Raw genomic sequence first — 12,174 nt, 5'->3', positions numbered from 1 at the left:
AACCTCACCTTGGATTTGAAAATCACAAAGGGTGAGGTATTTTTGATTGTGTGTCTTTTTTTATCGGCGTTTCAGCTTTGACTTGCGGCATATGCCAGGGACTTACTCGGCAGTGTTTTACCAAGTTTGCTTTGGATGAATAATGCTGCTTCCTGAAGCTTTTTCTCATCCATTCCCGTATCAATCCCGAGACCATTCAGCAGATACAATACATCGTTTGTTGCCACATTTCCGGCAGCTCCCGGTGCATATGGACAGCCGCCCAACCCGCCAATAGAGCTGTCAAACCGGGTGATTCCATATTCCATCGACCGCATAATATTGGCAATGGCCATTCCGCGTGTGTCATGAAAATGCATGATGACCTTTTCATGCGGGAATTGTTCCAGTACTTCATCAAGCAGCTGATCCACCTGCGACGGGACTGCCGTGCCTATCGTATCGCCAAGAGAAATGTCATCAACTCCAAATTCGGCCAGACGCTCACATACGCGGGTTACCTGTTCAGGTGTGATTTTTCCTTCATACGGGCAGTCAAATACAGTCGAAACATATCCTGTCACATGCTTGCCCGCATTTTTTGCCTCTTGAATCACTTCCTGCAGTACCGGATAAGTTTCATTGATGGTTTTGTTAATGTTCTTCCGGTTATGCGTTTCACTTGCTGACATGAATACAGAGGCACCATCAATACCAGCCTCCAGCGCAAGTTCCAGGCCTTTCATATTCGGAATCAGTGCCGAGTAGCGGACATCCGGATTGCGTCTGATTCTCCTGCCGACTTCATGCGCATCTGACAACGCCGGCACCCATTTTGGATGGACAAAAGATGAATACTCAATTTCCTTTACACCTGACTCGGACAGCGTATTAATCCAGTGCACCTTGTCTGCCGTTGATATCCGCTGCTTTTCATTCTGCAAACCATCACGCGGTCCGACTTCTTTTATCTGCACAAACTCCGGCCAACGTCCCATCTTGTACCCTCCTTTTATATTTAAGAAATACTTTTCAGCAGCCATTTCGCAACGTTATTGAATGCGCTTACAACGATACTAAATCATTAAAATGAGCGATCTCCATTTTATTTCTCTGATTTCTATATTTTATTCAATCGGGTTTCGTTTGATTCAACATTGTTGAATAAAGTATATAATAAAAATTCCCAAAATGTCAAATTTGGGAACAGATCATCAGCTATTTATTTTTTTAAATCATCCATTTATCGGAGCATATCAACAAAGTGGGATAATACCCTGGCCGTCAGCCCCCAGATAACTTTGTCCTCATAAATATAAAAATATTCATCCATTTGTCTTGTCTGCCATTTATAATTTTCTCCGCCGGTAATAAGCTCATATGGAAAGTTTTCTTCCGGCTGCACCTCTAAGTTCACATGATGGATTTTCGGCTCAGTTGACAGGAAAAAGGATAGTGGGACGGTAAATGTTTCCCCGACTTCTGACGGATTGGGACTGAACCGGCTGGAAGTGTCTATCAACCCTGTGTAAGTGTAAACAATCATACCAAATGGTGTGACTAAATAATCGAGTGGATGAACGTTTGAGATATCCTGATCGCTGACACCCAGTTCTTCTTTTGTTTCTCTGATTGCTGCATCTTGCTCCGTTTGATCGTCAGCCTCGATCCGCCCTCCCGGAAAACATATTTCACCCGGCTGTCTTCTCAGTTTGTGTGAGCGCACTTCAAAAAGGACGTGCAGCTCCTTATCCCGTTGAACAAGCGGCAAAAGGACAGCGGATTTCGTAAAGTGTTCAATTCCAAGTATCGATGGCGTGCGCCTTTTTATTTTGTTCATGATTGCTTGTAATTCCATCCTATCACCTCAAACCTGCTTTCTTCCACTATAGCAGAATAAGCTGTTTTGGATAACCAAAATGAGCTGTGCTGTCATACTATTCGAGGATGATCAAAATCATTCATTTGCGGAATGTGTCCAGCTTGAATTAGATTGTCTTTAGTTGAATTCCATCACAGATAAGTGATAATCTTAAAATATTAGAAAAACTTGACTTTTATCAGGTTTTATAATGAAAATATTCGTTTTTGTTATAAGGTATTTGCTGAGGTTACCACGGAAAGGAGTTCGATCTAACATGAGCAAATCAATTCCAGAAGTAGAACTGAATGATGGTGTTACGCTGCCGGTTATTGGATTTGGCACTTACAAACTTAATGGCAATGAAGGTGCCAACGCCATCAGACATGCAATCGATACAGGCTACAGACTTATTGATACGGCTTATAATTATGAAAATGAGGGAACTGTTGGTGAGGCCGTCCGAAGAAGCCCTGTTCCAAGACAGGATTTATGCATCACATCGAAGTTACCAGGCCGCTATCAAACGTATGATAAAGCTGTTAACGCTATTCAGGAATCGTTATATCGTGCAAACCTGGATTATTATGATTTGTATCTGATTCATTGGCCCAACCCGAAACAAGATCACTACGTCGAAGCCTGGCAAGCATTAATTGAGGCTAAAAAATGGGGATTCATTCGTTCCATCGGTGTTTGCAATTTCCTGCCTGAGCATATCGAACGCCTTGAAAAGGAAACCGGTGTCAAGCCAAGCATCAACCAAATCGAATTACACCCTTTTTTCAACCAGGAAAACCAACGAAAATGGCATGAAGAAAATCATGTGGCAACAGAATCCTGGAGCCCATTAGCCCGGGCAAATGACGTGTTGCAGCATGAAACCATTCAAAATATAGCCAATCAGCATCACAAGACAGCCTCACAAGTGATCCTGCGCTGGCATTACCAGCTCGGAGCTATTTCAATTCCTAAATCTGCATCTCCTGAACGACAACGTGAGAACATATCCATTTTCGATTTTTCATTAGATCATAACGAAATGGATATGATAGCTGGATTAACCCGTCCAGATGGCAGAATTAATGATCAGGATCCTGCTGTATATGAGGAATTTTGATGTTGGATAGAGACATAAGACGTTTATAAAACAAAAATTTGAACAAACAAAGCAAGGTATACCCCGTGACGGAAATATACTTGGAGCTCGTCGTGTTGCAAGCTAGTTCCATGAAGCATACGCTCCTCGCAGGTCGCAGCATATTCAGGGATGCTTGGCTTTGTGCTCATCGCGTTGAATGAAATGTCGGGAAGCAGCATTCCTCGCAACTCGCAGTTTACTCGGTGGATGTTTCGCTCGTCGCTTTCGCAGGCGGCTGGTGAACCTCCGCGTGCATTCACACTGCGTGGTCTCACCTATGCCTCTCTCCGACGAACAGGACGTTCTAGTGTCGGCGTTGGTCACAGGACGTGACCGATCTAAGCCGACCCGCTGGAGTCTATGTATATTTCCTTCGCTAAAACGGACTATTCGTCGTCTTTTAAGCTTACTTTTAGTTATATCTTTTTACCATCTCTATCATGATGTCTATGTATTGAAGAGCCATATGAAAGCCTGGTTTTAATCCGTTACATACGTTTCAACCAGCTCATAACATCTTTCTTGGCAAGCTTTGTTTGAGTGCCTGCACGTATAAGCTTCCAGCGAACCACCTTCATATGTCGATGCTGACTCTTTCGCAATCTGACCCTCTACGTTTAACCCATTCGCACTGTTCTTCTCTTAAATTTTCCATATCTTCATCGGAAAGCTGTGTTTCCAACGCCACATAAAATGGCATTCAGGGCATCGTCCCATCTTTCAAAAATAGCTTCATTCGCCTCTGATTCATTTCCGATTGTGATTTTTGACTTTTAGGCATCATTTTAAGAAAGAGTAATGACGAATATCTTTGATACTCAAAACAAACCCTTCCTGTCAGACTGATGGCATCTCGCCATTAAATTAAACGACTCCTGATTTTACCTGAGATGGCATCTATCATCGTGACCATAACAATGATGCCAAGCAAAATAATACCGACACGCTCCCAGTCACGAACACTCAAGGCAAAAATCAGCGGTGTCCCGATACCACCTGCGCCGATCACCCCTAAAATAGTTGCAGCACGTAAATTGACTTCAAACCGGTATAGGATAAACGAAAAGAAGTTGGGAAGTACTTGCGGCACGACTGCAAACATAAAGGTTTTTATCGGATTGCCACCAGTCGCAATCAAAGCCTCCCGCGCACTTAAGTCAATGCCTTCCACACTTTCTGATGTGAGCTTACCGAGCATGCCGACTGCACCAATTCCAAGTGCCAGTACTCCGGCAAACGGACCTGGTCCTACAGCTTTAATAAATAATAAGGCCAGGACAATATCGGGAAATACGCGGATAAAACTTAAAATAAATTTACTCGTTCTGACTGTTGTTCTTGTTTTGACGATATTTCCAGCAGCCATAAATGAAAACGGGATACTTAATATGGCGGAAATAAATGTGCCAAGCAGTGCAATGGCTAGCGTATCTAGGAGACTCCGTAACAAATCTTCCCCGCCTGGATCGTAGACATAATCCCAGTCCGGATGAAAAATACCAGCCATAATGGCAGAAAAAACTTCACTGGAGGTTTCCTTGATTTCTACCAATGGCAGGCCTGTAAAAGCCCATATGTAAATAAGCACCACAACAGAAATGATCATCATGCGACGTGTGTATATAAATGTTTTACCATGATTTTTCATGTTAACTTCTCCCTTATCCGAGTACTGAGGTACTCAATGAACAGTACAACAATTAACGTATATATGATAATGGAGGACACTTTGCCGTACTCAAAAAACCCGAGCGTTTGTTCATAATACAAACCGATTCCACCTGCACCAACAAGACCCAGTACAGCAGCGGCTCTGATATTTATTTCAAAGGCATACAAGAAAAACGACATGAACGCGGACATGACCTGTGGCACAACGCCAAACATAAGCCATTTTATTTTATTAGCACCGACCGCTGTCATCGTCTCCATCGGACCAGGATCAATCGATTCCACCGATTCATAAAATAACTTCGAAATCACCCCAAGAGAAAATAACATTAGAGCGAACACACCCGGTATCGGCCCAATGCCAAAAATGGCGACAAATAAAGCGGCCAGCAGCAATTCAGGCAGGGTCCGTATTAAATTCAGGACAAACCTGGCCGGTACAGTAACCCAAGACTTGTGGAAGACGTTTCTTGCAGCAAGCATAGACAATGGAAAAGCAATAGCCCCCCCAAACGTCGTTCCTACAACAGCCATACGGATCGTTTCCATAATTGACGAGGTGATTTCTGCAAAATACGCCCAGTTCGGCGGCACGAGCTGAACAAGTAAATCTCTCATGTTAGGCAGACCGCTGGTTAATTCAGCAAATGAAAATTGAATCTGCAACCCACTTCCAAGCACCATTAAACATACAATGACAATCGTAAACAGCGGTTTCATTTTGGAAGGTGGTGCGGGTCTCATGTTTGATGACTGTAAAGACATTTCTTTCATTTAACTGCCCCCAGTACTTCATCTTCATCGATCGGTTTCCCGTAAATGTTGGAAAACACTTCGTCTGTAGCATCTTCTACCGGACCATCAAAGACAATTTCTCCTTCTCGCAAACCAATAATCCGAGTTGCATATTTTCTTGCAACGTCAATAAAATGGAGGTTCACGACCATTGTCATATTCAATTCTTTATTAATATACACTAAATCGTCCATGACCTGTTTTGTTGTCATCGGATCCAATGAGGCTACTGGCTCGTCAGCAAGAATGAACTTTGCTTCTTGTGCTAAAGCACGGGCGATAGAGACGCGCTGCTGCTGACCGCCAGACAATTCATCGGCACGCATGTAAGTTTTTTCTGCTAAATTAACACGTTCCAGCGACTGCATCGCAATAGCCTTATCCTGTTTTGGAAATAGACCAAGTATCATTCTTAATGTTGAATGATAGCCCACCCTTCCAGATAAAACATTTCGCATGACAGAAGATCTGCGTACGAGGTTAAAATTTTGGAAAATCATCCCTATATCACGACGGATGCGATATAGATCGCTGCCACTGGCTGCCGTTATCGATTGGTCGTTGATGAGGATTTCTCCCTCCGTTACTTCATGGAGCCGATTAATCGAACGAAGAAACGTTGATTTCCCGGCACCGGATAAACCGACGACCACAACAAACTCCCCATCATCGATGCGTAAATCGACATTCTTGAGTCCCCGTGTTCCATTTGGGTATACTTTGGAAACATTTTTAAATTCTATCAAATGCACTCCCTACTTTCTCGATGTTGTAAAAGGAGGCCGACTGGAACGATTCCAGCAGCCTGCCCGTTTACATATAATGCGATTTAGTTAGTTGGATACACTTTGTCCGATTTCTTCGCTAACCTTTTCTTCATATTCTCTTACGATATCAAAGTTGCTGTCTTCAGATTCCGCATATCCTTCATGAGAATAAATATCACGAATGATTTCCCGTCCTTCTTTATCTTTGCCAATCGTAACAAAGGCTTCGGTGACTGCTTCTTTCATATCTTCACTAACTTCCGGACGGATGGCTACCGTATCATTCGGAATATCCTCTGTGAATTCTATAATTCGTGTGTCATCAAAGACATCCACGTAGTCACCGACAACTGTGTTACGAGCGTCCTGAAACGTAACAGCTGCATCTACATCGCCATTTAACAGCGAAATAACAGCCTGATCATGACCTTTCAAGGTTACGGGCTCTACATCTTCCAAAGGATGGAGTCCTGCGTCCATAAGGGAAGCTGCAGGCCATACGAAACCGGCCGAGGATGTAACGTTCTGATACCCAATTGGTCTATCTTCCAGATCTTCGAGTGACTCAATGTCGGAATCTTCTCTGACGATGAAAATAGATTTATAGAAATCAACAAGTTCTTCCGTTGAAGATCCGTCATCATTCACGCCATAACGCTGCGACTGTAGAATCACTTCCGCTGCATTCTGTTCTTCTGCCAAAACATAGGCTGTAGGAGGAAGAAAACCAACATCGACCTGATCAGATGCCATGGCTTCGACAATTGTATTATAATCGGTCGATACACTGACTGTTACCGGAATCCCCAATTCATCACTGAGCAGATCTTCCAGAGGTTTCGCTTTTGCTTCCAGCGTATCTGCATTTTGCGAAGGCACAAATTGAACACGCAGCTCATCCAATTCTTCCTCTTCGCTTTCTTCTGATTCTGCCTCACTATTGCAAGCTGTTAAGATTCCGATCAAGAACAACAGCGCAAAACCTACGTACGTAAATTTTTTCATTCTGTTCGCCCCCATTTTTCAAATATTATAATAGCTCATTCAATTTGACCTTGATTGAAGTTCCGAGAATTCCAAGGATGTTCCTTAGCGTAAAAACATTGTATTCCCAGTCGTTATTATTTCTCTCACGCCCTTTCTGTTTCCGTCTTTTTACCCATAATCCAGTGTAAAGAAGAAATATATAGAGCATATGAATACAAGGTAAAATTTTTGTAAATACATGGATTTTAATAGAACGATCATGTAAAGTGATCATAAACGTCGATTAAAATCTTCTTTCACGTTGATCATTGATATAGCGTAATGCAGGAGGGATTACATATTGGCCATTACATGGAATAGCATACAGTTAGCGGTCTTTGATTTGGACGGCACCCTGTACGAAGATACCCACCATTTTAAATATTATGCCAACCAACTGGCATCAAAGCTTCCGGAAGAAAAGCGTTCGTTATTTTGGAAAGACTATTATAAAATGCTGAAAGGGAAACAACCGATCGTGATAGGTCGAGTCTATGACGTTGATCAAGACCGGATTTTAGAAGTAAATCCGGAAACGTATCAGGTAACGAAAACATGGGATTGGAATGGCGATATTATATCAGCCGGGGAAGATTATCAAGGGACGATAACCTTTGATTTTGATAGCATGATTGCGATTGGGGACGGATGGTGGCTGCCTGTCGCTGCAGCAAAGCATTATGGCGTCGGAAGTACATTTGATGCTTATCAGCGTACGAAAACATATATGCAGACAGAAGATTTTCAATTTACTAACGATCCTTCACGCCGGGAAGATCTATTAAAACTTGAGGAACGTTTCAATCTTGTTTTATTAACCAATTCACAGGCAGATGACGTGGAACGGTTATTGAAAGCGCTGGATTTAGAAGGAATCTTCCATCATATTATACCGAATGCCAAAAAACCTGCACAGACAAAAGCACACTTTAGGTCTCTCCTGCAGCAATATGATGTAAAGCCAGCAGAAGTGATTTCGATCGGCGATAATTATCTAAATGATATTGTTCCAGCCGAAAACATGGGCATGCACGCTGTTCTTATTGATCCGCAGGGAGCCACACCGATCCGGACAACGACGGAACGTATACAAACCTTGTCAGAGCTCTTTTCTTTAATTCAGGATTGACCAAATTGATACGTCATATCTAGATCAGCGCTTTACAACGAAAGCTCCTCGACCATAAAAATGCCGTTGTTGATACGTCAGCCGATCCAACCCCTCGAACTCAACAAAGATTAAAAAAGTATCTGTCTTGCTGCCAACTTGACCGAGTGTGGCCGACCCTCTAAGTTGATCGAATCGCAGACATCATCCCGTTCCACCGGATGTGGTACGGGATGATGTTTACGTTATTTCAACGCCTATAAGAGCCTTTCAAATTATCTGACACCACTCTCCAAAATTGAAAACGTGCGATTACGACAGTCAATTTCAGCCCCTGCACCATACGGTAATATCATCTTCGGCTCGGTATGCCCGAAATTCAGATTGTACAGTATCGGTAAATCATTTAGCTGATATTCCTTCATAACCGTTTGAATAGCTTCTTTATATTCATGATAATACACCTCATCCTGAGGTTTGCCAAAAATGATACCGTTTGTTTTGTGTAAAATGCCCTGTGCGGCGTAATTGCGTAACCAGCGTGTCATGAATTCAGGTGCAGGCTTTTCTTCAGATGTTTCGAGAAATAGAATACTATTCTCCCAGTATTGTTCCGTCGGCCAAATGGAAGTACCTTTTGCAAATTCAAGTGCTTCAATACAGCCACCGATTAAAGATCCTTGCACCACACCAGACCCCTGCAGAACTTCATAACCCTGATTTGGCTTCATTTTGCGACGGGTATGTTGGTTCGCGACATCCCACTCGAGAAACTCGCTCGTCCACTCCGTTGCTGGCTCAATCTGTCCGATTGTATCACTGGAAAACAGCGTCCGTTTAACCATCTCAACCGTATATGGGTCCATCGATACATTCTCAGCAAAGTCTGTCATCATCGCAGGCCCATAAAACGATGACAGCCCAGCTTTGTGACAAATCAGATGCGGAATCGTCACATCTGAATAGCCCATGAAAATTTTAGGGTTTTTCCGAATCACGTCAATATCAATATATGGAAGCAGTCGAATGCTTTCACTACCGCCAATGTTGGCAATAACACCCTTGATACTCTGGTCACTGAACGCGTTCATCAAGTCCTCGGCGCGTGCCTCCGGATGGTTGTAAAGATATTCAACGCCTTTTAAGCTATTCGGCATTGCGACAACTTTAAGGCCGAAAACGTCACACAGCCGTTCCACACCTTTCTCATAGCGCCATTTGAGTTCCGGCTCCCCGGCCAAGCCCGATGACGGACTGACTGTCGCCACTTTATCACCGGGGTTCAACTTTTGTGGTTTAAAAAGCATCCCGAACACCTTCTTGTTATGTAATATTTCTTTATCATAACATAATATCGTCTTAGTCAGACACCATTTAATAAGATTATTTTATATTTTTGAAAAGTTACAAGCAATCAGATGTGCCATAATCATAGATACAATGGACTGGTTTCGCATGAGGGGTTAGGTGCACCGTTTTACCTTCCGGGATGCTTCTCAGGGAGGGATGTGTTACCAATGGATGTGGGAATAGTGCTTACGCTGATGATTTCTTTCGGCATGCTGGTTGCTTTCATCATGTCCGAGAACAAAAAATAACCCCTCATATGCTTTAGCAGGCGCTTGAGAGATTATCACTTCTTGTACCTAGCCCCTCTTGATGGGGTTCGGTCTTATTGTAACCGTTCCATGTACAGCATGGAGTGATTTTTCCTATTGTATGTTTCTCTATATAGAGTATACCACGTATTTGGAATTTGTACACTACAAACAAAGGCTTATCAATCATTTATGACACGGATTCCCGGCATATACACTTATCTCTTAAAATGATTGCTTTCAATAAACCGGTTGTTGTCATATTTCAACCAGTTCTATCTTAAATCTGTTGCCTTTAACGAATAATCCGGCCACTTCTCACGTTGCTTCCAATACGCCCTGTATTTTTGAAAAAACCAGCCTGCAACACATGCAGACTGGCTTTCGGCTTTGAAAACGATGTATCTTTTTACCGGAATAAATCCACCAACCGGTCCCAGAAACCTTTTTCTTCCTCTTCGTCTGGTTCTTCGGTTGTTTCGGGTTCTTCCACTTCAATCGGATCGGTCTGCAGGACAAATTGCACGACATCGACATTCTCATTCTGATCCGATACAAACGATTTCGGTTCAAAATCAGAGGCATCATACTCATCCATCATGTCATCGACTTCGGACTGCATTTGATCAGGTAGATCACTGGTCTCTTCCTGCAACTCCTCTGTCCCGTCTTTCAGCTCACTAGCACCACTGTCAAGGGATGACGTACCATCAGCCAAATCCTGAATACCGGTGTCGATGTCCTGGTAGGAACCAGCCAATTCACTAACACCATCTGTATAGTCTGTCAGTCCGCTATGGAACGTTTTATACTCGGATGCCAGGGAGGATAGTCCTTCCTGCAGCTCTTTCAAAGCGTCCATTTGATCCATCCCTGCCAGACCATTTTCAACGTCAGAAGCTATTGTTTCAGCGTTCTTAGCCATTTCTTTTAATCCGCTGGAAACTTGATCCAATGTGCCAGTCACGGAACCAAATGCCTCCTGAACTTCCTGATACGTTCCTTTGGCAGTACGAGCAGTCTTGTAAGTCTCCACTAATTGATCCACAACTTCCGTATTTGCACCACTTTCATGTAACGCTTCAATTTGCTCGTCACTTATATCATGTTCTGGAATATCACTCATGACCTTATCCAATTGACTATAGGCGCCACTGTAATTTTCTTTCAACGTATCTAATCCATCAGAAGACTCCCGCAAGCCGCCTGCCATTTCACGAAGTCCATCAGGCAGGGCTTCCAGCTCGCTAAGGTCAGGGCCACCGGAGCTTCCCTGCATTGATTCGTTCATATTTTGCAAGGCATCGCGAATATCAGCAGACCCATTCACAAGTTCACCGGACGATTGATCAAGCTCATTAATGCCACTAAGGTACTCGCTGGAACCATTACCCAGCTCTCCTGCACCTTGATTAAGGTCAGAAATGCCGCTGCTCAAGTCGCCGACACCTTGATTAATATCACGGATGGCATCAGACAACGACTGCATGTCGCCCTTCATGCCCCCTAGATTCGGGTCCTCGATTGACATGGAAGCTGGTGTTGCCGATATGTCTATCGGATCCATCTCTAAGTCCGTTACGTTGGCAGACACAATGAATGTTTCCTCTTTTTCCGGCATAACCGTAAACGTCACTTGTGTATCTTTGCCAGAACTTGCCTTCGTTCCATCCGGTGCCTGAATATCATCAAATGTCTCCGGATCAAGCGTCAGTGAGATTTGCAGCATATAGTTTTCGAAAAACACCGAATCAGCATCGTCATTGGCGGATGTGTCAATCTGAATTTCCAGCGCACCACTTTTTCCAGCCAATTCATCCGGTGAGGCTTCGTTACCATCCAGTGTGTAATTAATATTAATATCCCATGGAAGCGACTGATTCGCCATATCTCCTTGATAATAAAATTCGTCTTCTTCTGCCTGAAAACGGACTTTATTCTCATCGGTCTGTTCGATATCATTTAAATTACTTAAGTTGCGCACATTGGTGTAATCGCCGTAATCCACAATTTCACCAGGCTCCGTGATGTGGAAGGTGTTCACCACATACATATCCTGTAATCCACCACTCGCATCCAGATTGCCGTAAACAGCTTCATCCTTTGCAGCGTACTCGCCTGATTCTGTTTCGTCATCACCATTATCTTGAGCTAAAGCGGTCAAGGGGGATGAGCCCAACAGCAGTACGGCACTCATCATGATAAACATTGTTTTTTTCGGCCGCATA

Annotated in this window: 10 protein-coding genes; 2 read left to right on the top strand and 8 right to left on the bottom strand. The window is 43.3% G+C overall.

The annotated features are described in order from the left end of the window. Window positions 1-71: 71 nt before the first annotated feature. Window positions 72-977, bottom strand: coding sequence for a hydroxymethylglutaryl-CoA lyase (locus BM195_RS05950; RefSeq protein ID WP_090235119.1), 906 nt, complete (start codon window positions 975-977; stop codon window positions 72-74). Window positions 978-1,222: 245 nt separating this feature from the next. Then, window positions 1,223-1,837: an NUDIX hydrolase gene (locus tag BM195_RS05945; protein ID WP_090235117.1), complete on the bottom strand. Its 615-nt coding sequence runs from the start codon at window positions 1,835-1,837 to the stop codon at window positions 1,223-1,225. Window positions 1,838-2,117: 280 nt separating this feature from the next. Here BM195_RS05945 and BM195_RS05940 point away from each other — a divergent pair, with 280 nt between their 5' ends. Continuing rightward, window positions 2,118-2,960 carry an aldo/keto reductase gene (locus BM195_RS05940; RefSeq protein ID WP_090235114.1) on the top strand — a complete coding sequence of 281 codons (843 nt, stop codon included), beginning with the start codon at window positions 2,118-2,120 and terminating at the stop codon, window positions 2,958-2,960. A gap of 880 nt (window positions 2,961-3,840) precedes the next feature. Here BM195_RS05940 and phnE (BM195_RS05935) read toward each other — a convergent pair. The 4 genes from phnE (BM195_RS05935) to BM195_RS05920 form a co-directional block, all read right to left on the bottom strand. Next, window positions 3,841-4,629, bottom strand: coding sequence for a phosphonate ABC transporter, permease protein PhnE (gene phnE / locus BM195_RS05935; RefSeq protein WP_090235112.1), 789 nt, complete (start codon window positions 4,627-4,629; stop codon window positions 3,841-3,843). Then, window positions 4,626-5,426, bottom strand: a complete 801-nt coding sequence (gene phnE / locus BM195_RS05930) for a phosphonate ABC transporter, permease protein PhnE (RefSeq protein WP_090235107.1) — start codon at window positions 5,424-5,426, stop codon at window positions 4,626-4,628. The genes phnE (BM195_RS05935) and phnE (BM195_RS05930) overlap by 4 nt, the downstream gene beginning before the upstream one ends. Further along, window positions 5,423-6,193 (bottom strand): phosphonate ABC transporter ATP-binding protein, encoded by a 771-nt coding sequence (gene phnC, locus BM195_RS05925; protein ID WP_090235105.1) that lies wholly within the window; start codon window positions 6,191-6,193, stop codon window positions 5,423-5,425. Before phnC ends, phnE (BM195_RS05930) begins: the two co-directional genes overlap by 4 nt. 87 nt (window positions 6,194-6,280) lie before the next feature. Next, complete coding sequence (locus tag BM195_RS05920; RefSeq protein WP_090235102.1) at window positions 6,281-7,219, bottom strand: phosphate/phosphite/phosphonate ABC transporter substrate-binding protein; 939 nt, start codon at window positions 7,217-7,219, stop codon at window positions 6,281-6,283. Window positions 7,220-7,541: 322 nt separating this feature from the next. On the opposite strand from BM195_RS05920, the gene BM195_RS05915 reads away from it, so the two are divergent. Next, window positions 7,542-8,369 carry an HAD family hydrolase gene (locus tag BM195_RS05915; RefSeq protein WP_090235100.1) on the top strand — a complete coding sequence of 276 codons (828 nt, stop codon included), beginning with the start codon at window positions 7,542-7,544 and terminating at the stop codon, window positions 8,367-8,369. A gap of 254 nt (window positions 8,370-8,623) precedes the next feature. On the opposite strand, the gene BM195_RS05910 is transcribed toward BM195_RS05915, so the two are convergent. Further along, a complete protein-coding gene (locus BM195_RS05910; RefSeq protein ID WP_090235097.1) occupies window positions 8,624-9,655 on the bottom strand; it encodes a S66 family peptidase in 1,032 nt (343 codons plus the stop codon). Between the two features lie 700 nt (window positions 9,656-10,355). Then, complete coding sequence (locus BM195_RS05905) at window positions 10,356-12,173, bottom strand: methyl-accepting chemotaxis protein (protein ID WP_090235094.1); 1,818 nt, start codon at window positions 12,171-12,173, stop codon at window positions 10,356-10,358. Window position 12,174: the final 1 nt, after the last annotated feature.

This window comes from Lentibacillus halodurans (assembly GCF_900112045.1).
GTDB classification, from domain to species: domain Bacteria; phylum Bacillota; class Bacilli; order Bacillales; family Amphibacillaceae; genus Lentibacillus; species Lentibacillus halodurans.
Note: the sequence above shows the minus strand (reverse complement) of the source record. Positions and strands in the feature narration are given on the sequence as shown.

Coding starts and splice junctions, on each gene's coding strand:
- BM195_RS05950 (WP_090235119.1), bottom strand. CDS start 977: ATGGGACGTTGGCCGGAGTTTGTGCAGATAAAAGAAGTCGGACCGCGT.
- BM195_RS05945 (WP_090235117.1), bottom strand. CDS start 1,837: ATGGAATTACAAGCAATCATGAACAAAATAAAAAGGCGCACGCCATCG.
- BM195_RS05940 (WP_090235114.1), top strand. CDS start 2,118: ATGAGCAAATCAATTCCAGAAGTAGAACTGAATGATGGTGTTACGCTG.
- phnE (WP_090235112.1), bottom strand. CDS start 4,629: ATGAAAAATCATGGTAAAACATTTATATACACACGTCGCATGATGATC.
- phnE (WP_090235107.1), bottom strand. CDS start 5,426: ATGAAAGAAATGTCTTTACAGTCATCAAACATGAGACCCGCACCACCT.
- BM195_RS05920 (WP_090235102.1), bottom strand. CDS start 7,219: ATGAAAAAATTTACGTACGTAGGTTTTGCGCTGTTGTTCTTGATCGGA.
- BM195_RS05910 (WP_090235097.1), bottom strand. CDS start 9,655: ATGCTTTTTAAACCACAAAAGTTGAACCCCGGTGATAAAGTGGCGACA.
- BM195_RS05905 (WP_090235094.1), bottom strand. CDS start 12,173: ATGCGGCCGAAAAAAACAATGTTTATCATGATGAGTGCCGTACTGCTG.